Raw genomic sequence first — 21,800 nt, forward strand, 5'->3', positions numbered from 1 at the left:
GGCGCTGTGCCGTTGGCCACTACCCGGCGTTCCGGCCTCGTCGACCAGGTGATCGAGCAGATGCGCTCGGCGATCACGACTGCGGAGTGGAAGGTCGGCGAGCGCATCCCGACCGAGCCCGAGCTGGTCACCGCCCTCGGCGTCGGCCGCAACACCGTGCGCGAGGCGGTACGCGCCCTCTCCCACGCGGGCCTGCTGGAGGTCCGCCAGGGCGACGGCACCTTCGTCCGCGCCACCAGCGAGTTCTCCGGCGCCGTGCGCCGCCTCGCGGGCACGGAGCTGCGCGACGTACTCCAGGTGCGCCGCACGCTGGAGGTCGAGGGGGCCCGGCTCGCCGCCGCGCACCGCACCGACGACGAGCTCTCGGCGCTGACCCGGCTGCTCGACGCGCGCGACAAGTCGATGGCGGCCAAGGACTACGGGATCGGGATCGACCAGGACGCCGAGTTCCACCTGGCGGTGGTGCGGTGTTCGCACAACACGCTGCTGGCCGAGCTGTACCAGGGGCTGACGGAGGTGGTGCGCGCGTCGGTGGCGAGCACGGTGAGCACGAAGCCGAACATGGCCACCATCGACCACCAGGGCCTGCTGACCGCGATCCGCGACCGGGACACCGAACGCGCGGCGGCCGAGGCGGGCGGCTTCCTGAACGAGCTGCTGGCGGAGCTGGACGAGGAGTAGCTCCGGCTAACGACTCGGCTGTACGATCGTATCGGGGCCGGGGCTCATCAGGGCTTCGTGGCCGTCCTCGAACCGGACGCGATAAGGCGGGGTGCCGTCGCCGCCCAGGACTTCGATTATCTCCACCGTCCGGTCCTGCTGGCCGACGACGCGGCCGTGCATGAGCAGGCGGTCACCGAGGCTGGCGTGCATGGGTATCTCCTTTCCTGGGGGACTCTCGTTCCAGGGTCGGCGACGCGCTGGGTGGCCGCTGACGGCGACGGGGTGAACTTGCCGTCCCGATGAGCGACGCGGGCCGTGACGCTGAGCGTCATCCCGGCAGCGGGCCCGGCGGGATGAACGGGAGACCGGCGGGTGCGCCGTGCGCGAGCAGCGCGTGGAGGGTCTTCGTGTCCAGGTGACCTGCGACGAGGTCACCCAGGAGATCCAACTGGGCCGTGCGCGCGGCACTGAACGACGTGTCCGCAGCGGGCGTGAAACCGGGACGGCCCGCGCGATCGGCCGCCCAGCGCAGGAACGCGCGGCGGACCGGGTCGGATTCCAGCAGTCCGTGCCAGTGCGTACCGAGAACCGACCCCGTGGCCGCGCCCTCCGGGGTCCCGTCCGGCAAGGTCACCAACGCCGGGATGTCCGGCCGGTCGACCACCTGGCCGTGATGGATCTCGTAGCCGGTGGCCGGTTCGCCGAAAGCCGTACCGGAACTGCGGGCGAGGGTCTTCTCCGGCGAGAAGGCGACCTCGACCGGGAGCAGACCGAGACCGTCCACGATTCCCGCACCGGATTCCACATCATCGTCGATCCGTTTGCCGAGCATCTGGAAACCGCCGCAGATTCCCAGAACGGGCAAACCCTCGGCGGCATGCGAAAGCACGGCGGCCGCCAGCCCTGTGCGGTGCAGCCAGGCGAGGTCGTCGACCGTCGACTTCGAACCGGGGATGATCACCAGGTCGGCGTCGGCGACACGGGACGGGTCCGTGACGAACCGGACCGACACGCCCGGTTCGCAGGCGAGCGCCTCGACATCGGTGGCGTTGGAGATCCGTGGCAGGCGCACCACGGCGATACGCAGCCACTGCGTTCCCACCGGCGCCACCGGGCGGCCGACAACGCCATCGGCGGCATAGGAGAGAGAGTCCTCGGCGTCCAACCACAGTTCGTCGCGCCACGGGAGAACACCGAGGACATCGCGGCCGGTGAGCGCGCGCAGCTGACGCAGACCCGGTTCCAGCAGCGCCGGGTCGCCCCGGAACTTGTTGATGACGAAACCGGAGACCAACGCCTGGTCGGCCGGGTCGAGCAGGGCGAGGGTGCCGAAGAGGTGGGCGAAGACGCCGCCCCGGTCGATGTCGCCGACCACCAGCACCGGCAGGTCGGCCGCGCGGGCCAGGCCCATGTTGGCGATGTCCGTGGCGCGCAGGTTGATCTCGGTCGGCGACCCGGCGCCCTCGCAGACGACCACGTCGTAGTCGGCGCGCAGGTCCGCGAGCGTGGACAGCACCGTCTCCAGCAGCGCGGCCTTGCGGTCACGGTAGGACATCGCCGACACCGTGCCGGTGTGCTTGCCCAGGACGACGACCTGGGAGGAACGGTCCGAACCCGGTTTCAACAGCACCGGGTTGAACCGGACGCTCGGCTCGATGCCGCACGCCGCCGCCTGCAGGGCCTGCGCGCGGCCGATCTCGCCGCCCTCCAGGGTGACCATCGAGTTGTTGGACATGTTCTGCGCCTTGAACGGCGCCACCCGCACGCCCTGCCGCGCCAGCCAGCGGCACAGGCCCGCGACCACCACGCTCTTGCCCGCGTCCGAGGTGGTGCCCGCGACCAGAAGCGATCCCGGCATGTGCGCGTCCCCTCCCCCGATTCCCGACCGGCTGCCATCATCCCCGGTATGCCCGCCGCGCCCGTCACCGCCGTCCTGGTGCACAGCCCCCACCTCGGACCGGCCAGCCTGCGGCCACTGGCCGACGAGCTGGCCGCGGCCGGACACCCGGCGGTGCTGCTGGACCTGCTGCCCAGCGTGGCGGCCGCGCCCGTGCACCAGCGGATGACCGGCGCGTTCGCCGACGCGCTGTCGGACGCGGCGCTCACCGGGCCGCTGCTGCTGGTCGGGCACGGCGGGGCTGGGCCGCTGCTGCCCGGGTTCGCCGACGCGCTGGAGGACGTCGACCAGGAGGTGCGCGCCCTGCTCTACCTCGACGCCCGGCTGCCCACGCCGGGCCGCAGCTGGCGGGAGACCGTGCCGCCGGAGCTGTACGCGCGGTTCCGCGACCGCAGCCGCGACGGGCTGCTGCCCCGCGGGCCGCTGTGGTCCGAGGCGGACCTGCTGGCCGAGGTGGCCGACGAGCGGCTGCGGGCGGAGATCGCGAACGAGGCGCCGGAGGTGCCGCTGGCGTTCCTCAAGGAGCCGCGCCCGACCGCCGAGTGGGCCGGACCCGCCGGGTACGTGGCGCTGTCGGCTCTCTACCGGGACGAGCTGGAGACCGCGCGCGGGCTCGGCTGGCCGGTGCGCGACCTCGGCCTGCACCACCTGGCCTGCGCGACCGACCCGGTGCCGGTCGCGCGGGCCGTGCTGGCGGTGCTGCGCGCGCTCAGGGCAGGGTGAGGATCTCGGCGCCGTCGTCGGTGACGACCAGGGTGTGCTCGAACTGGGCCGTCCAGGACTTGTCCCGGGTGGTGGCGGTCCAGTCGTCGTCCCACATGTCGTAGTCGATGCCGCCCAGGGTGATCATCGGCTCGATCGTGAAGGTCATCCCGGTCTCGATCAGCGTCGGGTCGGTGAGGTCCTCGTAGTGCAGCACCACGAGTCCACTGTGGAACGACCGGGCGATGCCGTGCCCGGTGAACGCGCGCACCACGCCGTAGTCGAAGCGCTTGGCGTACTTCTCGATCACCCGGCCGATGACGTTGAACGGCCGCCCCGGCCGCACCGCGGCGATCGCCCGCATGGTGGCCTCGTGCGTGCGCTCGACCAGCAGCCGGGCCTCCTCGCGCACGTCGCCGGACAGGAAGGTGGCGTTGGTGTCGCCGTGCACGCCGCCGATGTAGGCGGTGACGTCGATGTTGACGATGTCGCCGTCCTCGATCACCGTCGAGTCCGGGATGCCGTGGCAGATCACCTCGTTGAGCGACACGCAGCACGACTTGGGGAAGCCGCGGTAGCCCAGCGTGGACGGGTACGCGCGGTGGTCAAGCAGGAACTCGTGCACCACCGCGTCGACCTCGTCGGTCGTAGCGCCCGGTTCGACCGCCTTGCCGCCCTCCTGCAACGCCTGCGCGGCGATCCTGCCTGCCACCCGCATCGCCTCGATGATCTCCGGCGGCTGCACCCACGGGTCGGTGTTCTTCGCGGGCGCGGGCCGGTCGACGTACTCCGGCCGGACGATGGTGGAGGGCACGACCCGGCGGGGCGACTGCTTGCCGGGCTTGAGCGGCGCGCGAACGGACATGTCCTCCACCCTACGACTCGGCCCGCCGGGCAAGCCTGTCCGGGGGACGTGTCTCCGCCTTGATCGCTTCTCCTGTGGTGATGCTCTATGCGCGGTGTTCGTGGGTGGCGCGATGGGGTGTGACTGCTAGGGGGTGGCCGAGAGGAACCGCCCCGCCGCCTGCACCGCCGTGGTGGACTGGCCCGCGTCCGTGATCAACACCGCGAACGCCACATCACCGCGATACCCGGCGAACCAGCCATGCGAGTGGGTGCCGTCGCCGAACTGGGCGGTGCCGGTCTTGCCGCGCACGTCCCCGTACGGCTTGAGCGCGGTGGCCGTGCCGGAGGCGACGACCTCCGCCATCATGCCGCGCACCGACTCCAGCACGGCCCCGGGCACCGCCTCCGGCATGCTGTCGATCTTGGTCTCGGCGCCGCGCACCAGCACCGGCTTGGGCACCGCGCCGGAGGCGGCGGTGGCCGCGACCACCGCCATGCCGAACGGGCTGGCGATGTCCTTGCCCTGGCCGAAACCGTCCTCGGCACGCTCGGTCTTGCCGGTGGCGGGCGGCACCGAGCCGGTGATCGTGGTGATGCCCGGGATCACGTAGTCCACGCCGAGGCCGAACTTCTTGGCCATCGCGGACAGGTCGTCGGCGCCCATGCCCAGTGCCAGCTCGGCGAAGGTGGTGTTGCAGGAGAAGGCGAAGGCGTTGCGCAGCGGGATGGTGCCCTTGTCGAACTTGTTGCTGTTGGGGATCTCCCGGCCGTCGATGACCACGGTGCCGGGGCAGCCGACCGGGGTGTCGGCGGTCGCCTTGCCCGAGTCCACCGCGGCCGCGGCCGTGACGATCTTGAAGGTGGAGCCGGGCGGGTAGCGGCCGGTGAGCGCGGGCATGCCCTGCTTGTCCGCCGGGTCGTTCTGCGCGACGGCCAGCACCTCGCCGGTCGAGGGCTGGATGGCGACCAGCATGGCCGGGTTGGCCTCGCCCGCGATCGCGGACTGGGCGGCGTTCTGCATCTTCGTGCTCAGCGCCAGCTGGATCGCCTTGGCGGGCTCCGCGGGCTTCGAGAACAGCTCCTCGACCTCGGCGCCGGAGCCGTCGACGGTGCTGACCCGCCAGCCCGCCTTGCCCTCGACCTGCTGGTCGACCGCCTTGCGCAGGCTGGGCATGAGCGCCGGGGCGAACTTGCGGTCGACCGGCAGCAGCCGCGAGTCGGTGGTGAACCGGACGCCGGGCAGGTCGTAGATCTGCGAGCGCACCTTCTGGTAGTCGGCGTCGCGCAACAGGACCACCTGGTATGCCTGACCGTTGGCCTTGCCCGCGCCGTCCAGGATGCTCTGCGCGGTGATCGTCGGGTCGATCCCGGCCAGTGCCTTGGCCAGGTCGCCCGCGACCTTGGTGGCGTCGCCCGCCTTGGCGGTCTCCAGCAGCACCGACACCACGCGCTCGGGCTGCAGCACGGCGGTGCCGTCGCGGTCGAGCACCGGCGCCAGCTCCGGCTTGGCGTCGGCCACCGCGATGCTCTGCTGGGCGGCCAGCTTCGGGTGCAGCACGGTCGGCGCCCAGTGCACCTTCCAGTTGCCGTCCTGCTTGTTCAGGTCGAAGTCGCTGCCGTAGGACCAGAGCCTGCCCCGGCCAAGGTCCCAGGTGAGCTGGAAGGTGGCGTGCGCGGCGTTGTCGCCCTTCGGGTCGACCTTGAGCACCTGGCCGGACACCGAGGCGGGCTTGAGCGCGCCGCGCACCTTGTCCATCAGCGTCTTGGCCGCCTCGGCCGCGTCGGTCTGGGCGGAGGCGGTGTTGCTGTCGCCGCCCGCGAACGCCGCCACGAACTGCCGGGCCGTGTCGTCCGGCTTGGGGTCGGCGGCACAGGCCGCCAGCGGGAGGACGGCCACGAGGGCGAGCAGCAGCGCCGAGCGGCGCGGGGAAACACGCACGGCCGCAGTATGCCCGGATCGCCGGGGTGCGTGTCGGAAGTTGTCCCCAAGGCCAGCCGTGAGATGAATTCCCGTCATGTCGGGCAACCCGGGACCGCCCCGGCCGTCCCTACCTGCGGAACCGGCTCAGAACAGGACCGTGGCGTACTGGCCGACCTGGGTGAACCCGATCCGGTCGTAGACCGCGCGGGCCGGGGCGTTGTAGCCGTTGACGTAGAGGCTGGCGGTCCGGCCCATGCCCGACACCAGCCGCTGCACCACCGCCGCCGTGCCGGTGCCGCCGAAGCCGTGGCCGCGCCGGTCCGGGTGCACCCAGACACCCTGGATCTGCCCGACCGCGCTGGACAGCGCGCCGATCTCGGCCTTGAACACCACCTCGCCGCCCTCGAACCGGGCGAACGCGCGGCCCGCCGCGATCAGCTCGGCCACCCTGGCCCGGTAGCCCGTGCCGCCGTCGCCGAGGCACGGGTCGACGCCGACCTCCTCGACGAACATGCGCACCGCGGCGGGCAGGTAGCGGTCGAGCTCGTCCGGGCGCACCGGCCGCACCAGCGGGTCCGGGGTGACCAGCGGGGTGCTGCGGATGGCCATCAGCGGCTGGTCGGCGCGCACCTCGCGGGCGGGCCCCCAGTCCGCCGCCAGCTCCGCCCACAGGCCCAGCACCTGCTCGGCGGGCCCGACCATGGACGAGCACATCCGCCTGCGGCGCAGCGCCCGGTCGGCGAAGGCACGCATGGCGGACCGCTTGCCGCGCAACGGGATCAGGTTCGGCCCGGCGAAGCACAGCGCGTCCAGCCTGCCGCCGCGCAGGCCGCGCAGGTCCCGGACGTCACAGCCCCACACCTCGCCGCCCAGCCGCCACGGGTCCAGGCCGACCGACTCGACGCGCGACGCGACCATGCAGGACGCCACCGGGTCGGCGGTGAGCACCGCGCGCACCGCCTGGCCGTCCCGCTCGTCGAGCAGCCGCGCTCCTGCTAGCCGCAACACGTCATCAGCGTGCCAGATGGAGTGCCGCCAGGAAAACGGAGAGTGCTCAGCCGACCGTCACGACTGTCGGCGAACCCTCTTCCCCTTCGATCGGTTCACCCATCTCCTCGGCGAGCCGCATCGCTTCCTCGATGAGCGTCTCCACGATCTGGGCCTCGGGCACGGTCTTGATGACCTCGCCCTTGACGAAGATCTGGCCCTTCCCATTGCCCGAGGCGACACCCAGGTCGGCCTCGCGGGCCTCGCCCGGACCGTTGACGACGCAGCCCATCACGGCCACCCGCAGCGGCACCGACATGCCCTCCAGCCCGGCGGTGACCTGGTCGGCGAGCTTGTACACGTCCACCTGGGCGCGGCCGCAGGACGGGCAGGAGACGATCTCCAGCTTGCGCGGCCGCAGGTTCAGCGACTGCAGGATCTGCAGGCCGACCTTGACCTCCTCGACCGGCGGCGCGGACAGCGACACCCGGATCGTGTCGCCGATGCCCTGCCGCAGCAGCGCGCCGAACGCCACCGCGGACTTGATCGTGCCCTGGAACGCCGGGCCCGCCTCGGTCACGCCGAGGTGCAGCGGGTAGTCGCACTGCTCGGCCAGCAGCTCGTAGGCGCGCACCATGACCACCGGGTCGTTGTGCTTCACCGAGATCTTCACGTCGTGGAAGTCGTGCTCGGCGAACAGCGACGCCTCCCACAGCGCCGACTCGGCCAGCGCCTCCGGGGTGGCCTTGCCGTACTTGGCCAGCAGCCGCGGGTCGAGCGACCCGGCGTTGACGCCGATCCGGATCGGCGTGCCGCGGTCCTTGGCGGCCTGGGCGATCTGCTTGACCTGGTCGTCGAACTTGCGGATGTTGCCCGGGTTCACCCGCACCGCGGCGCAGCCCGCGTCGATCGCGGCGAACACGTACTTGGGCTGGAAGTGGATGTCGGCGATCACCGGGATCTGCGACTTCGTCGCGATCGCGGCGAGCGCGTCCGCGTCGTCCTGCGAGGGACAGGCGACCCGGACGATGTCGCAGCCGGACGCGGTCAGCTCGGCGATCTGCTGCAGGGTGGCGTTGATGTCGGCGGTGACGGTGGTGGTCATCGACTGGACCGAGATGGGGTGCTCACTGCCAACGCCCACCGACCCGACCATCAGCTGGCGGGTCTTGCGGCGCTCGGCGAGCACCGGCGGGGGCGTGCCGGGCATCCCCAGCATGACGTCGGTCATCCGGACCTCTCCTGGAACTCGGGGCGTTATTGCAGACGGATCGGGTTGACGATGTCGGCGGTCACCGTCAGCAGCACGACCGCGCCGCCGAGGACCACGAGCACCATGGTGATCCCGGCGAGCTTGTTGTAGTCGACCGGGCCGCCGGGCGCCCGTCCGCGCAGGCGACGCAGCCAGTCGCGGACCTTCTCGTAGAGGGTGATGGCGATGTGGCCGCCGTCCAGCGGGAGCAGCGGCAGCAGGTTGAACACGCCGACGAAGAAGTTCAGCGCGGCCAAGGTGAACACGAAGATCTCCCAGATGCCGCGCTCGGCGGCGTCCGCGCCGATGATGCTGGCGCCGACCACGCTGACCGGGCGGTCCGGGTCGTTGGTCTCGCCGCCGATCGCGCGGATCACGGCGGGGATCTTCTCCGGGAAGCGGCGCAGGCCCTCCAGCGTCTTCTCGAACATGTCGCCGGTGAACGACACGGTGCCGCCGATGCCGGAGACCAGGCCGTACTTCTGCACCGCCAGCGGGGACACGCCGATGGCGCCGACCTGGACGATCTTCGCGTCGGCGCCCAGCTTGGAGTTGATGTCCAGCCGCTGCACGCTGGCCACGTCCACGGTGAGGGTGCGCTGCTCGCCGTCGCGCTCGATGACGAACTGGCTGGGCCCGTGCAGGCCGCGGACCTTGGTGATCAGCTGCTCCCAGCCCTCCACCCGCTGCCCGTTGACGCTGACGATCTGGTCGCCGGACCGGATGCCCGCGGCCACCGCGGGCGACGGGTCGCTCGCCGAGCACGGGGACAGGCTGCCGGTGGCGGCGTCCTGCTTGGCGGCGGCGCAGTCGGTGTTGCCGATGATGGCCCGGTCGGTGGCCGCCACCGGCAGACCCATGGTGACGGCCATCAGGTACAGCAAGTACGAACCCGACGATGAAGTGCGTGATCGACCCGGCGGACATCACCACGACGCGCTTCCACGCCGCGAACCGCCACATCGCCCGCGGCGCCTCCTCCTTGGTGACCGGGTCCAGCGCGGTCATGCCCGCGATGTCGCAGAACCCGCCCGCCGGGATCGCCTTGAGCCCGTACTCGGTCTCGCCGCGGCGGAAGGAGAACACGGTGGGCCCGAACCCGACGAAGTAGCGGCGCACGCGCATGCCGAACGCCTTCGCGGTGAGCATGTGCCCCGCCTCGTGCAGCGCCACGGACAGGCAGATGCCCAAGGCGAACGCCACGAGGCCCAGGAGCCAGTAGACCACGTCAGTCCCTTCCCGACCGCGCCGCGTCGCGCGGACCAGCTGTCTGCGCGAGCAGCTCTCGCGCGCGCACCCGGGCCCAGTGCTCGGCCGCGAGCACCTCCTCCACGTCGCGCGGCGCGCCCTGCCAGGCGGCGGCGTCGTCGAGTACCCGACTCACAGTGTCCACGATGGCTGTGAAGGTGGTGTCGCCCCTCAGGAAAGCGGCCACGGCCTCCTCGTTGGCCGCGTTGAACACCGCCGGGAGGCAGCCGCCGGTCTCCCCCGCCGCGCGGGCCAGCCGCACCGCCGGGAACGTCTGCTCGTCCAGCGGCTCGAACGTCCACTGTGTCGCGCGCGACCAGTCGCACGCCCGCGTCGCGCCCGGCACCCGCTCCGGCCAGGCCAACGCGAGGGCGATGGGCAGCCGCATGTCCGGCGGGCTGGCCTGGGCCAGGGTGGAGCCGTCGGTGAAGGTGACCATGGAGTGCACGACGGACTGCGGGTGCACCACCACGTCGATGCGGTCGTAGGGCACGTCGAAGAGCAGGTGCGCCTCGATCAGCTCGTGCGCCTTGTTCACCAGGGTGGCCGAGTTGATCGTGATCACCGGGCCCATCGCCCAGGTCGGGTGGGCCAGCGCCTGCTCGGCGGTGACATCGGCCAGCTCGGCGCGGGTGCGGCCGCGGAACGGGCCGCCGGAGGCGGTGAGCACCAGCCGGTCCACCTCGTCGGCGCGGCCGCCGCGCAGCGCCTGCGCCATGGCGGAGTGCTCGGAGTCGACCGGGACGATCTGGCCGGGCCGGGCCTTGGCCAGCACCAGCGGGCCGCCGACGATCAGCGACTCCTTGTTGGCCAGGGCGAGGGTGGCGCCGGAGTCCAGGGCCCTGAGGGTCAGCGGCAGGCCGCGCGAGCCGGTGACGGCGTTGAGCACGACGTCGACCGGGGTGGCCTCGATCAGGTCGGTGACCGCGTCCGGGCCGGTGAACAGGCGCGGCTCGGGGACGGGCCCGACCCGTTCGGCGGCGGCGCGCAGGGCGCGGCGCAGGTCGTCCACGGCGGCGAGGTCGGTGACCGCGACGGCCGGGACGCCGAACCGGACGGCCTGGTCGGCCAGCAGCGCGGGGTTCCCACCGCCCGCGGCCAGCCCGGCCACGGTGAACCGGTGCGGGTTGCCGGCCACCACGTCCAGTGCCTGGGTGCCGACGGAGCCGGTGGAGCCGAGCACGAGCAGTGAGCGCGGGGCGGCGGTGGGTAGCCCGGGGGAAGCAGTCATCGACGCCATTGTTCCCGATGTACGAACACGCACGGCGACCACCACGGAGTGATGTCGCGCGGACGCGGTGTACGCACCGGGTCGCGCGTACGCCCGAACGGTGTAATCCGAAAAAAGTTCCGCACCGAAGGAGTGAACTTCGGCGGGGCCGGGCACTTCTCCGTCAGCACGGATCGACCGTCGGCGAATACGACGGTCATGTGGAAGGAGCTTCGATGGGCATTCTCGGCTGGATCGTTCTCGGTTTGGTCGCCGGACTCATCGCCAAGGCCATCATGCCTGGTCGGGACCCGGGCGGCATCATCATCACCATCCTGATCGGCATCGTCGGCGCCATTATCGGCGGCTTCATCGGCAATGCCATTTTCGGTGGTGGACTGGGCAGTTTCTTCGACCTGCGCACGTGGCTGCTGTCGATCCTGGGCGCGGTGATCCTGCTCGCCATCTACCGCGCGGTGACCGGCGGTCGGGGCCGGGCACGCGTTTGACGGGTCTCGCTCGTCACACCCGAGGGCGCCGTGGACACCACGGCGCCCTCGGCGTGTCCGGGGTGTGGAAGGATTGGCCCGCACTAGCCGAACAGCCAGGAGGAACCAGTGGCGAACACGGAGCTGGAGAAGCGGAAGACCACCGCGGCGGGCACCGTGAGCCCGGCGGAGGAGCCGTCCGCGGAGTGGGGCTGGCACGGGTCGTTCCCGCGCGCGACGCTGATCGCGGGCGTCCTGGTGGGCCTGGCGATGTTCGCCATGCTGATCGGCAACCACCACGGCAAGACCGAGGACCTGTGGCTCATCGGCGTCGGCCTGCTGCTGCTGGTCGGCGTGGCCTGGAAGGTCCACAAGAACCGCACCTCCTGGCGCCGCTAGCAAACGACGGACCCGATGGGGGGTTACGGCTCGCCCATCAGGTGGTCTGCTGTTGCGGGTATGCGCGCGCACGCATTTGGCTGATCGCCATGCGATCCCACGACCTGGAGCCGTTCTGGCCCTCGCGCAGGCTCCGGCTCTTCGACGAGGCATGTCCGGTGGCCGCCCGGGTCTGAACCCCGACCCGCGCGGCCGGTCCGTCAGGTACGCCCATCCCGGCACCCGACCCCGGGATGGTCCACATCCGACACACCGGAGCGACCACATGTCCGTCACCGACGAACTCCTCGCCAACAACGCCCGCTACGCCGAATCCTTCACCGGCCCGCTCCCGCTGCCGCCCGCCCGCCACGTCGCCGTGCTGGCGTGCATGGACGCGCGGATCAACGTCTACGGGGTGCTCGGCCTGAACGAGGGCGAGGCCCACGTCATCCGCAACGCAGGCGGCGTGGTCACCGAGGACGAGATCCGCTCGCTGGCCATCAGCCAGCGCCTGCTCGGCACCCGCGAGATCATCCTCATCCACCACACCGACTGCGGCATGCTCACCTTCGCCGACAAGGACTTCCGCGACGGCATCCGGGACGAGACCGGCGTGCGCCCGGCATGGTCCTCGGAGACGTTCGACGACCTGGAGACGGACGTGCGGCAGTCGGTCGCCCGGATCAAGGGCAGCCCGTTCATCCCGCACACGGACTCGGTCCGCGGCTTCGTGTTCGACGTGGCCACCGGGAAGCTGAACGAGGTCAGCTAGACCGGCCAGGGGGACGCGCTCCCCGGCGCGTCCCCCACCCGGGCAGGATGGGCGAATGCCGCTCTTCGAGATGGAAACCGCGACGTGGTCGTGGTGCGGGTGACCTAGGGGAGTTCGACTGCTCGCGGGAGTTCCGTGCGCGGCGGCGGCTCGACGGACAGACCGGCGAAGCGACGTCGAACCCGCGTCGCCATGCCCTCCGTTGCCAACGCGGCCACGAGGATCGCGCGCGCTTCGTCGGCCGCGGATCGGCCGTGCTCGCTCGCGCGGATGCGCAGCCTGGCGAGGAGGCGCTCGTCCAAGTCTCGGATGATCAGCTCGTCGGTCACAACGCCAGGACCCTACGCAGACCCGCGTCGACGTCGCGCATGAGGTTGGGCGGGAGCTGGGTGACCGGGTCGCCCAGGTCGGACTTGTCCAGGGTCACCAGGGCGGAGACATTCACCACCGAGTCCTTCGGCAGCCCCGCCGCCGACGCGGGCAGGAACACGTTCCCGGGCGCGGCGGCCAGGCGCGTGTTGGAGGTGATCACGGCCACCAGCACGGTGGCGAGCTTGCTGACGTTGAACGGATCGGCCTGCACGACCAACACCGGCCGGTGCTTGGCGGGCCGGGAACCCTCCGGCTCCCCCAGATCCGCCCAGTGCACCCCGCCCCGCTTGATCACCACTCAGCAGCCGCCAGCCGTTCCCGCCCGGCCCGGACAGCCACCCCGGCCGAGTCATCCGCACCGGCCACCGCGAGCGCCGCGTTGATCTCCTCGGTGAGCGACTGCCGGTCGAGATGGTCGAGGTAGAAGCGAGCGGCCCGGGTGTAGAACTCCGACCGCGACACCCCCAGACTCTGAGCGTGCCGCTCCACCTCGCTGTACGTCTCGTCAGGTACAGATATCGCCGTCTTCACGCAACCGAGTATAACCCGGTATAACCCGCCCGTCAGCCCTCAGCAGCGAGCGACGTCCCGGTCCACCTCGGGCGTGGAGACGTTGACATCGTGATCTTCGAAGTCGGCGACGAGCTTCAGGCGGCCACCCAACGCGAGAACGTACCGACTCAACGTGTCCACCTCCATCTGCCCGACGTCCCCGCACTCCAGCTGACTGACCCGAGGCTGGCTGATCCCCATCCGCCGAGCAACCTCGGCCTGCGAGAGCTGCACTTCCTGACGGAGCTGCGCCAGCCGAAAACCGAGCACGTATGCCTGAGTCCGAGTGCGCGCCTCGACACGGGCGGCCTCAAGATCCCGACCGGCCGCACTGTCACGCTCGGCCTTCTCAGCCTTGACGTCCTTCCACGAACGAGCCACCGCCCAGCCCCCTCCCGCAGAGCACTCGATGTCCGCCAAGTGGTGCTACAAAGCCGGACTGGCCGCCCGCAGTCAGGAGAATCGCATTACATGCCGGTCGAACGCGAACAAGATCTTTCGCGCCAGAGGATGGCACTGTGATGTCGTTTGCCTCCGGCCTGTCGCAGACCCCACTCAGCCCTCGGCGGCGAGCTGCCCGCAGGCGGCGGCGATCTCCTGGCCGCGCGTGTCCCGGACCGTGCACTCCACGCCCTGGTCCTTGACCCGGCGGACGAACTCGCGTTCGACCGGCTTCGGGGAGGCGTCCCACTTCGAGCCGGGAGTCGGGTTCAGCGGGATGACGTTCACGTGCGCGAGCGGGCCGAGGTGCTTGCGCAGCAACTTGCCCAGCAGGTCCGCGCGCCAGCCATGGTCGTTGATGTCGCGGATGAGCGCATACTCGATCGACACCCGGCGCCCGGTCTTGTTCGCATAGCCACGAGCGGCGTCCAGGACCTCGTCGACCTTCCACCGCGTGTTGACCGGCACGAGCGTGTCCCGCAGCTCGTCATCCGGCGTGTGCAACGACACCGCGAGGCGGACCTGCAGCCCTTCCTCCGTCAGCTTCCGGATCGCGGGCACCAGCCCGACCGTCGACACCGTCACCGAACGCTGGGAGATCCCGAACCCGTTCGGCGCCGGGTCGCAGATCCGATGAACCGCGTCGACCACGCGCCGGTAGTTCGCCAGCGGCTCCCCCATGCCCATGAAGACGATGTTGGACAGGCGGCCCGGTTCACCCAGGTCGCCGTCGCGCATGGCGGCGGCGGCGCTGCGGACCTGGTCGACGATCTCGGCCGTGGACAGGTTGCGTTGCAGGCCCGCCTGGCCGGTGGCGCAGAACGGGCAGGCCATGCCGCAGCCCGCCTGGCTGGAGACGCACAGGGTGACGCGGTCGGGGTAGCGCATCAGGACGCTCTCCAGGAGCGTGCCGTCGTGTGCCTTCCACAGCGTCTTACGGGTCGAGCCGTCGTCGCAGGTGACGTGGCGGACGACGGTGAGCAGCGGGGGCAGCAGCGAGTCGGCGAGGCGGTCGCGGCTGGCGGCCGGGATGTCGGTCATGGCCGACGGGTCGGCGGTGAGCCTGCCGAAGTAGTGGGTGGAGAGCTGGTTGGCGCGGAACGGCTTCTCCCCCAGCTCGGTCACCGCGGCGCGGCGCTCGTCGGCGGAGAGGTCGGCGAGGTGGCGCGGCGGCAGGCCGCGGCGGGGCGCGTCGAAGACGAGGGGAAGTGAGGTCATGGCGACCTCATTGTCCCACGTCTAACTGGTGGTGGTCGGGGTGGTCGGGCTGCCGCAGTTGGGGGCGGACGAAGCCGCCGCGGACAGCGACGGCGGCAGGTCGGCGGCCTTGAGCAGTTTGCCCGCGCGTTCCAGGGCGGGCAGCGCGGTGCCGAGGCGGTTGTTGGCCGAGGTGAAGACCTCCGCGGTGAGCGGGTCGGCGGCCTCGACCTCGGACTTCGCCGCGCCGATGGCGTCGCGGGCCTCGGTCAGGCTGGAGATCAGCTCCCGGATCAGCGGGTCGACCTCGGGCGCGGGCGCCGGGGTCAACCCGCGCAGGTCGCTGAGCGCGGCGTCGAGGACGCCGCCGAGTCGGCCGGTCATCTCCACGAACTGACGCTTCAGCACGGCCGGGTCCGACGAGGTTCCCGGCGGCTGCGCGGTGTCGCCCGCGGTGGCCAGCAGCTTGCCGAAGCCGCAGAAGCGGTTCATCCAGGCGACCTCGGGCCCGCCCGCGGCCCGGGTGGTGCTGGTGATCTCGACCCCGACCGGTGTTCCCGCGGTCGGCTTGGCGCAGCCCGCGAGTGCCGTGACGCAGAGCACCGCGACTGCCACGAAAGCCGCCCTGACCTGGCTCATACCGCCTCCGACGCTGCCCGTGCGCGGTCGGTTCCGATCATGCCACAGGGTAGGGCGTTGCATCGCGATACGTTCCGATATATCGTTGAGCTATCGCGAGCTAGCGCGACAGCTGCACAGGACAGCCACAAACAGGGGAGAGAACAATGCGTACCCACCACGACCACCCACGCGGGCCCTGGCGTCGACACGGCCACCACCACCCGCGAGAGCACTTCCGCGGCAGGCCGGACTTCCCCGGCTTCGACGCGGACTTCGACCCGGAGGATGAGATGACCCCGCCCTTCCCGCCACGGCCGCCCTTCCCCCCTGGGCCCCCGTTCGGCGGCCCGCCGTTCGCGGGCGGCCCGTTCGGCCGGGGACGTGGGCGCGGCCGGGGTCGCGGCCCGGGTAGGCAGCGCCGTGGTGACGTGCGCGCCGCTCTGCTCGCGCTGCTCACCGAACGCCCCATGCACGGCTACGAGATGATCCAGGAGATCGCCGAACGCAGCGGCGGCTTCTGGAAGCCCAGCCCCGGCTCGGTCTACCCGACCCTCCAGCTCCTCGCCGACGAGGGCCTCATCCAGGGCGTCGAGGGCGAGAGCGGCAAGCGCCTGTTCGAGCTCACCGAGGACGGCACCGCCGCCGCGGCCCGCCTCGACGAGACCCCGCCGTGGGAACAGGCCACCGCGGGCGTCGACCGCACCGACCTCACCCTGCGCGACGCGGTCATGCAGCTCATGGCCGCCGCGCACACGGTCGGCCACGCCGCGGGCCCGGCCCAGAAGGCCCGCGCGGCCGACATCCTCAACAACGCCCGCCGCGAGCTCTACGCCATCCTCGGCGAGGACGCTCCCGTCGCGGAGGACGACGCGGAGTAGGTCCACCCCGGGGGCACGGCCCCGCCTGACGCTTCCGAGCGCCGGCGGGGCCTTTCTCGTCCTCACCTATTGGTGAGCAACCCCACGCCCGATGGCTGTCATCCGGATTCCCTTGTCAGGCAGCAGATCCAGCAATGCCGCCATGATCCGCCGCCCTCCTCCCTCGTTCGGGAACAGCCCTCCCTGAACCTGTCCGCCCAGCTCACACAGCTCGATCGGACACCCCGCCGAAGCCGCCTCGACACCGCCCGCTCCCATGAACTTTTCCACCCGGCTCCAGACCGCGAAAGCCGCGCCCGAGCCGCTGTGGACAGATCCGCGGGGATGTGGACAACTCTCCCCCACGCCTCGCTCCAGCCGACCCACCCCGCACCCGGCAGACCTCACCCCGCCCGCCCGAACGATCACCACACCCACCCGGGCCCACCCACCCCGATGATCAACTCCAGCCGCCCGGGGCACGCCCCTCCCACCCGGGGGCTGGCCCACGCCTGAGCCTATCCGCCCAGGTCAGAGCGTCGAAACCCCTCGTTGACCACCTGTGGACAGTTTCGCGGACATGTGGATAACCCTGTCCACGCCAAGACCACACGCCGTTCGACGAGCCCGACAAACCCACCATCACGGCCTACGCGACCGGACAACCGAGGCACACGTCCGACGACACCCCTGCCCCGCCGACCCGCCACAAGATCATCGGCCCGCGCACAGAGCCCCTCCCACCCGGGGGCTGGCCCGCGCGTGAGCCTATCTGCCCAGGTCAGGGGCATGGAAGACCCGGTTTCCGGCTGTGGATGGATTCGCCGGGATGTGGATAACCGGTCCGGAGTTATCCACATCCCCTCCGATCTATCCACAGTGGTCCAGGCAGGGCTTCCGTGCCCCTGACCTGGGCAGATAGGCTCACGCGCGGGCCAGCCCCCGGGTGGGAGGGGCGTGTCTCGGGCGCCCGGAGTTGATCATCGGGGATGGGGCTCGGGATGGGGCTCAGGGCGGGGATGCGGGGGTGATCATCGGGGCGGTGAGGTCTTGTGTGGGGGCGTTCGAGTTGGTCGACGGTGTGGGCCTGAGTGGGATGCGTGCGTGGATCCAGAGCGCGTGGTGATCGCGGCGAGTGGGGGGACTGTCCGGCGCGTGTGAGGTCACCAGGGGGCAGGCGCCGGGCTTGGGTAGTCATGTGGGGATCACTCGAAGGAGAGGACCCATTGGTCGAGGCGACCGGGACCCGCCGTGCCCGTATCCGTAACGCGCAAGGTCCATATGCCGTTGCGGTCGCCACCGGGCAGGGACACCGCCGACATCAGGCGGACCGGGCCGGAACCGGTACCGCCAGGCAGGGGTGACACCCGGCCGACAGGGTCGACGAGTTCGAGGCGGAGGTCGGACACGCGAGGGTGGTCGACGTAGACGCGGATGTGGGCGGGGGCGCCGGTGGGTGGGCAGCCGGACACCGCGATCGTGCTGGTGGCGGGGGTGCCGTCGGTCGGGATGGACCTGCCGCCGGGGTTGCCGCCGCCGCGGCAGGTGGGGACTTCGGGGTCCAGGGGGTAGGCGACGTTGACCATGGAGTTCGGTGTGGACGTGCCGGGGTCGGTCACGGCGCCGGGGACGGCCGCGCGGGCGAGGGCGGAGCGGACGTCGGCGGGCATCGCGTAGGGGTGGGTGCCCAGGTAGCCGGCCACGACTCCGGCGGTGTGGGCCGCAGCGGGGGCGGTGCCGGAGAGGCGGGATTCCCGGCCGTCGCGGCCGATCGTGGGGATTTCTCCGCCTGGGGCGAAGTAGGTGACACAGGGGCCCCGGTTCGACGTGGCGAGGCGGGTGTCCGTGCGGTCGGTGGCGGCGATGGTGAGGGACTCCGCGACCCGACCTGCACCACACGAATCGGTGGCGTTGTCGCCCGCCGGTATGACGGTCGGGTATTCGGCATCGACCAGCTTGCGCACCGCCTGGTCGGCCAGGGGTGACTGGTCCATGGCCAGGCCCAGGAGGATGACACCCGGGTGGGTTCCGTTGCGGTTCACCCATTCGAGAGCGTCGAGGACCGCCGAGTCGGGGCCCTGGCCTCGGCAGTCGAGGGCCCGTAAGGCAACCAGCCGGATCTCCCGGGCCACCCCGTGCGCGGCGCCGCCGACGATTCCGGCGACCTGGGTCCCGTGTCCGTGGCAGTCCGAACCATCCCCGCCGACGAAGTCCGCGCCGACCCGCGCGCGATCGCCGAACTCCGCCTGGTTGCGAGAGATCCCGGTGTCGACGAGGTACACAGTGGCGGCAGCGCCACCGCGCGAGTTGAACGGGCGGTTGTCCAGCGGGAGTGAGCGTTGGTCGAGCCGGTCAAGTCCCCACGGGACAGGCTCCACTGTGCCGGACGATGAAACACCGGAAGCGCGGGCAGTGCCGTCCTGATAGACAGCGCGCACGGACGAGTCCGTCGCCAACCGTCGGGCCTGGTAGTCGGACAACCCGCGCGCGGAGTAGCCGTGCACCGTCGTCTGGTAGTACGAGCGTGCGGTGCCGCCGTAGCGACGAGAGAGAGTGGCGGCGGTGCGCTGGATGTCCGCTGTGGCAACGGAATCCTGGAGCACCACGACGTAGGAACCTGGGATCGGTTTGGCTGCCGGGATGACCGGTCCTTGGGCCGCTGTAGCGGTGACGGAACCGGTCAGGGCTAACAGGGCTGCGGCGAGACCAACAACAACGGGACGCATCGGCTCTCCTCGGAGTGCAGGGATGCCCGAAGATCTCGCGAACCGGGTACTGAGGACAATCGCGCGAAATTCCCAGTCAACGCACGATGAGGCCGCGCGGCTTGCGCCGGACCAGGACCCGGTAGCCGACCGGGAACTCCAGGCCGGTCACCGACGCGGTCGCGTGGTCGGCCACGCGCGCGGAGAACTCGATGCGCAGCACGGCGTCCAGCGTCGCCCGGTCGGGGAACCGCCAGCAGGTGGTGACGCGGTGGCGGTCGAAGCCCTTGATCTCGAAGAAGCGGTCGACCTCGGCGGCCGAGTAGCCCGGCAGGTCCGCGCGCATCCAGGCGCCGTAGGGCGGGAGCGCGGCGTCCAGGTCGACGATCACCAGCGTGCCGCCGGGGCGCAGGACGCGGTCGACCTCGCGTAGGCCGGGTTCGCAGCCGGGGCCGAAGAAGTACGCGGTGCGCGCGTGCACGACGTCGAAGGAGGCGTCCGGAACCGGCAGTTCCTGCGCCGAACCGAGCCGGGCCGCGACGCCCGGCAGGTCCGCGATCCGGGCGTTGGCGCGTTCCACCAGCGGCGGATGGGGTTCCACGCCCAGCACGGTCGACGCGCGTTCGGCGAAGCGCGGCAGGTGGAAACCGTCGCCACAGCCGACGTCCAGGACGTCGCCGGTCCAGTCGCACAGCCCGGACAGCAGCGACCACACCGCGCCGTCGGCGTCCTGGGCGCGGTTCTCCGCCTCGTAGACCTCCGGCCACTGCCAGATGTTCGGACTGGGCAGCACCTGGGCAGCGCGCAACGACGTGAGCCGCTCACGTGCCCTCGACACCAGTCCCATTCGGCAAGGAAAGCACACCTCCTGCCCTGCGTGCCGCGAGGTCAAACGCGGAGAAGATCACCCACTGCCGGCGGCTGACGGCCTCGCCCGCGCGGGTTAGTGTCCAACCGGGAGGTCAAGCATGCCGACGGACGCCATCAGTGCCATCGAGGAGATCCCCGAGGGGACCCCGGGCAGGCCGTGCTGGGTCGAGGTCGCCACCCACGACCCGGTCGCCAGCCGCGAGTTCTATCAGGGGCTGTTCGGGTGGACCTACCGAGTGGGCGACGACGGATACGTCATGGCCTACCGCGACGATGTGTCCGTCGCCGGTCTCTATACGCCGCAGGGTGGTCAACCCAGCCTGTGGACGCTCTATCTGACGGTGCACGACACGGGCAACACCACCGAGCGCGTGCTGCAACTGGGCGGACAGATCCTCACCGCGCCGCGCGAGATCCCCGGACAGGGCGGACTGCTCATCGCCGCCGACCCGAGCGGCGGCCCGATCGGTTTCTGGCGCCAGGACCGCGGCTGGGACCTGGGCACCGGCTTTCCCGGCGCGTTCACCTGGGCCGAGCTGAACACCTGGGACGGCGCGGCCGCGGACGAGTTCTACCGCGCGCTGTTCGGCTTCGAGCAGGAGCAGATGGGCGACGGCGCCGCGTTCGACTACACCAGCTGGAAGCTCAACGGCGACGAGCTGCTGGGCAGGCTGGCGATGGGTCCGGAGTTCGCGCCGGACGAGCCGCCGCACTGGATGGTGTTCTTCGAGGTCGACCCGGAGATCGGCGCCGACGCGGCGGCCGCGCTCGCGGTGCGGCTGGGCGGGCGGGTCTCGGTGGCGCCGTTCGACTCCCCCTACGGCCGCGCCGCCGTGCTGGAGGACGTGACCGGGGCTGTGTTCACCGTGCTGGACCGGTCGCTCCGCCTGCCCGTCGTGCCGGAGGAGGAGATCGGCGCCGAGGTCGACGACCCGTACGACGATTAGGCGGGGATGAACAGCCGGAGCAGCAGCCAGGACACGACGGCCGAGGGCAGCAGCGAGTCCATCCGGTCCATCAGGCCGCCGTGGCCGGGCAACAGCGTGCCCATGTCCTTGATCCCCAGGTCCCGCTTGATCACCGACTCGACCAGGTCGCCCAGCGTGGCCGTGGCGACCAGCGCCGCGCCGAACAGCACGCCCTGCCACCACTGGCCGTGCAGCATCAGCGTCACCGTCAGGCCGCCCGCGACGACACCGGCGACCAGCGAGCCGCAGAAGCCCTCCCAGGACTTCTTCGGGCTGATCGTCGGTGCCATCGGGTGCTTGCCGAACAGCACACCCGCGATATAGCCGCCGGTGTCCGAGCTGACCACCAGGATGAGGAAGCACAGCACCCGGTCGGTGCCGTCCACCGGCAGCACCAGCATGGCCGCGAACGAGGCGAACAGCGGCACGTAGGCGGCGGTGAAGATCGACGCCGTGGCGTCCCGCAGGTACCCGTCGACACCGCCGCGCAGCCGCCAGAGCAGGCAGGCCAGGATCGTGACCACGAACGCGGCGAGCACCCCGTCGCGGCCGAACGGCCAGGACAGCCACACCATCGCCTGCCCGCCGAGCAGCACCGGCCACCGGGCCACCTCGATGTCCGCGCCCCGCTTGAGCGCGCCGACCAGCTCCCAGCCTGCCACCGCGACCGCCACCGCGACGACCCCGACGAACGACTGGCGCACGGTCAGCAGCGACAGCAGCAGCACCGCGCCGAGGCCGACCCCCACCCCGATCGCGGCGGGCAGGTCGCGACCGGCCCGGGACACCTTCGGCGCGTCCCCGACGGTCACCCGCGGATCCCCGGCAGACTCATAATCCAGCTCCCCAA

23 protein-coding genes and 1 pseudogene are annotated in these 21,800 nt (G+C 71.3%); 7 read left to right on the plus strand and 17 right to left on the minus strand.

Annotation, left to right across the window (positions count from 1 at the left end; genetic code table 11):
- Positions 1 to 6 precede the first annotated feature (6 nt).
- Positions 7 to 681 (plus strand): FadR/GntR family transcriptional regulator, encoded by a 675-nt coding sequence (locus C503_RS0109670; RefSeq protein WP_018681996.1) that lies wholly within the window; start codon positions 7 to 9, stop codon positions 679 to 681.
- 6 nt (positions 682 to 687) lie between these two features.
- On the opposite strand, the gene C503_RS0109675 is transcribed toward C503_RS0109670, so the two are convergent.
- Together C503_RS0109675 and C503_RS0109680 are read right to left on the minus strand one after the other, a co-directional pair.
- Positions 688 to 873, minus strand: a complete 186-nt coding sequence (locus tag C503_RS0109675; RefSeq protein WP_018681997.1) for a DUF1918 domain-containing protein — start codon at positions 871 to 873, stop codon at positions 688 to 690.
- A gap of 118 nt (positions 874 to 991) precedes the next feature.
- Positions 992 to 2,521: a cobyric acid synthase gene (locus C503_RS0109680; RefSeq protein WP_018681998.1), complete on the minus strand. Its 1,530-nt coding sequence runs from the start codon at positions 2,519 to 2,521 to the stop codon at positions 992 to 994.
- 48 nt (positions 2,522 to 2,569) lie between these two features.
- On the opposite strand from C503_RS0109680, the gene C503_RS0109685 reads away from it, so the two are divergent.
- Positions 2,570 to 3,283, plus strand: coding sequence for a hypothetical protein (locus C503_RS0109685; RefSeq protein ID WP_018681999.1), 714 nt, complete (start codon positions 2,570 to 2,572; stop codon positions 3,281 to 3,283).
- On the opposite strand, the gene map is transcribed toward C503_RS0109685, so the two are convergent.
- The 6 genes and pseudogenes from map to dxr all read right to left on the minus strand — a co-directional run bounded on the left by map (position 3,270) and on the right by dxr (position 10,756).
- Positions 3,270 to 4,127 carry a type I methionyl aminopeptidase gene (gene map, locus C503_RS0109690; RefSeq protein WP_026316130.1) on the minus strand — a complete coding sequence of 286 codons (858 nt, stop codon included), beginning with the start codon at positions 4,125 to 4,127 and terminating at the stop codon, positions 3,270 to 3,272. The two genes, C503_RS0109685 and map, sit on opposite strands and share 14 nt — an antisense overlap.
- A gap of 126 nt (positions 4,128 to 4,253) precedes the next feature.
- Entirely contained in the window at positions 4,254 to 6,047 is a 1,794-nt protein-coding gene (locus tag C503_RS0109695; protein ID WP_018682001.1) for a penicillin-binding transpeptidase domain-containing protein, read from the minus strand.
- A gap of 126 nt (positions 6,048 to 6,173) precedes the next feature.
- The gene (locus tag C503_RS0109700; protein ID WP_026316131.1) at positions 6,174 to 7,037 is read right to left on the minus strand and encodes a GNAT family N-acetyltransferase; all 864 of its coding nucleotides are present in this window, start codon (positions 7,035 to 7,037) and stop codon (positions 6,174 to 6,176) included.
- A gap of 46 nt (positions 7,038 to 7,083) precedes the next feature.
- The gene (gene ispG, locus C503_RS0109705) at positions 7,084 to 8,247 is read right to left on the minus strand and encodes a flavodoxin-dependent (E)-4-hydroxy-3-methylbut-2-enyl-diphosphate synthase (protein WP_018682003.1); all 1,164 of its coding nucleotides are present in this window, start codon (positions 8,245 to 8,247) and stop codon (positions 7,084 to 7,086) included.
- A 26-nt stretch (positions 8,248 to 8,273) separates the two neighbouring features.
- Positions 8,274 to 9,495: pseudogene (locus tag C503_RS42665) on the minus strand (M50 family metallopeptidase).
- Between the two features lies 1 nt (position 9,496).
- Complete coding sequence (dxr, locus tag C503_RS0109715) at positions 9,497 to 10,756, minus strand: 1-deoxy-D-xylulose-5-phosphate reductoisomerase (protein WP_018682007.1); 1,260 nt, start codon at positions 10,754 to 10,756, stop codon at positions 9,497 to 9,499.
- Between the two features lie 206 nt (positions 10,757 to 10,962).
- Here dxr and C503_RS0109720 point away from each other — a divergent pair, with 206 nt between their 5' ends.
- The 3 genes from C503_RS0109720 to C503_RS0109730 all read left to right on the plus strand — a co-directional run bounded on the left by C503_RS0109720 (position 10,963) and on the right by C503_RS0109730 (position 12,367).
- Positions 10,963 to 11,235, plus strand: a complete 273-nt coding sequence (locus C503_RS0109720; RefSeq protein WP_018682008.1) for a GlsB/YeaQ/YmgE family stress response membrane protein — start codon at positions 10,963 to 10,965, stop codon at positions 11,233 to 11,235.
- Positions 11,236 to 11,343: 108 nt separating this feature from the next.
- Positions 11,344 to 11,613 carry a DUF2631 domain-containing protein gene (locus tag C503_RS0109725; RefSeq protein ID WP_018682009.1) on the plus strand — a complete coding sequence of 90 codons (270 nt, stop codon included), beginning with the start codon at positions 11,344 to 11,346 and terminating at the stop codon, positions 11,611 to 11,613.
- A gap of 265 nt (positions 11,614 to 11,878) precedes the next feature.
- Positions 11,879 to 12,367, plus strand: a complete 489-nt coding sequence (locus C503_RS0109730; protein ID WP_018682010.1) for a beta-class carbonic anhydrase — start codon at positions 11,879 to 11,881, stop codon at positions 12,365 to 12,367.
- Between the two features lie 104 nt (positions 12,368 to 12,471).
- Here the strand turns inward: C503_RS0109730 and C503_RS0109735 are convergent, their stop codons facing one another.
- The 6 genes from C503_RS0109735 to C503_RS0109760 form a co-directional block, all read right to left on the minus strand.
- Entirely contained in the window at positions 12,472 to 12,696 is a 225-nt protein-coding gene (locus C503_RS0109735) for a FitA-like ribbon-helix-helix domain-containing protein (protein WP_018682011.1), read from the minus strand.
- A complete protein-coding gene (locus C503_RS0109740) occupies positions 12,693 to 13,037 on the minus strand; it encodes a type II toxin-antitoxin system PemK/MazF family toxin (RefSeq protein WP_018682012.1) in 345 nt (114 codons plus the stop codon). The genes C503_RS0109735 and C503_RS0109740 overlap by 4 nt, the downstream gene beginning before the upstream one ends.
- The gene (locus C503_RS0109745) at positions 13,031 to 13,201 is read right to left on the minus strand and encodes a CopG family transcriptional regulator (protein WP_245572440.1); all 171 of its coding nucleotides are present in this window, start codon (positions 13,199 to 13,201) and stop codon (positions 13,031 to 13,033) included. Before C503_RS0109745 ends, C503_RS0109740 begins: the two co-directional genes overlap by 7 nt.
- Positions 13,202 to 13,309: 108 nt before the next feature.
- On the minus strand, positions 13,310 to 13,672 hold the full coding sequence (locus tag C503_RS0109750) for an XRE family transcriptional regulator (protein ID WP_018682014.1): 363 nt from the start codon (positions 13,670 to 13,672) through the stop codon (positions 13,310 to 13,312).
- A 174-nt stretch (positions 13,673 to 13,846) separates the two neighbouring features.
- Positions 13,847 to 14,950: a dual-specificity RNA methyltransferase RlmN gene (rlmN, locus tag C503_RS0109755; RefSeq protein ID WP_018682015.1), complete on the minus strand. Its 1,104-nt coding sequence runs from the start codon at positions 14,948 to 14,950 to the stop codon at positions 13,847 to 13,849.
- A 21-nt stretch (positions 14,951 to 14,971) separates the two neighbouring features.
- Positions 14,972 to 15,568 (minus strand): hypothetical protein, encoded by a 597-nt coding sequence (locus C503_RS0109760; RefSeq protein ID WP_018682016.1) that lies wholly within the window; start codon positions 15,566 to 15,568, stop codon positions 14,972 to 14,974.
- Between the two features lie 146 nt (positions 15,569 to 15,714).
- Between C503_RS0109760 and C503_RS38830 the strand changes: the two genes are divergently transcribed.
- Complete coding sequence (locus C503_RS38830; RefSeq protein ID WP_245572441.1) at positions 15,715 to 16,428, plus strand: PadR family transcriptional regulator; 714 nt, start codon at positions 15,715 to 15,717, stop codon at positions 16,426 to 16,428.
- A gap of 1,184 nt (positions 16,429 to 17,612) precedes the next feature.
- Here C503_RS38830 and C503_RS0109775 read toward each other — a convergent pair.
- Both C503_RS0109775 and C503_RS0109780 read right to left on the minus strand, forming a co-directional pair.
- Positions 17,613 to 19,013, minus strand: a complete 1,401-nt coding sequence (locus C503_RS0109775) for a S8 family serine peptidase (protein ID WP_018682019.1) — start codon at positions 19,011 to 19,013, stop codon at positions 17,613 to 17,615.
- A 196-nt stretch (positions 19,014 to 19,209) separates the two neighbouring features.
- Positions 19,210 to 19,959 (minus strand): class I SAM-dependent methyltransferase, encoded by a 750-nt coding sequence (locus C503_RS0109780; protein WP_018682020.1) that lies wholly within the window; start codon positions 19,957 to 19,959, stop codon positions 19,210 to 19,212.
- Positions 19,960 to 20,080: 121 nt separating this feature from the next.
- Between C503_RS0109780 and C503_RS0109785 the strand changes: the two genes are divergently transcribed.
- Positions 20,081 to 20,929, plus strand: a complete 849-nt coding sequence (locus C503_RS0109785; RefSeq protein WP_018682021.1) for a VOC family protein — start codon at positions 20,081 to 20,083, stop codon at positions 20,927 to 20,929.
- On the opposite strand, the gene C503_RS0109790 is transcribed toward C503_RS0109785, so the two are convergent.
- The gene (locus tag C503_RS0109790) at positions 20,926 to 21,762 is read right to left on the minus strand and encodes a phosphatidate cytidylyltransferase (RefSeq protein ID WP_018682022.1); all 837 of its coding nucleotides are present in this window, start codon (positions 21,760 to 21,762) and stop codon (positions 20,926 to 20,928) included. The genes C503_RS0109785 and C503_RS0109790 overlap by 4 nt on opposite strands.
- Between the last annotated feature and the right edge of the window lie 38 nt (positions 21,763 to 21,800).

It is taken from the genome of Actinokineospora enzanensis DSM 44649 (assembly GCF_000374445.1).
In the GTDB taxonomy this organism is placed as follows: Bacteria; Actinomycetota; Actinomycetes; order Mycobacteriales; family Pseudonocardiaceae; genus Actinokineospora; species Actinokineospora enzanensis.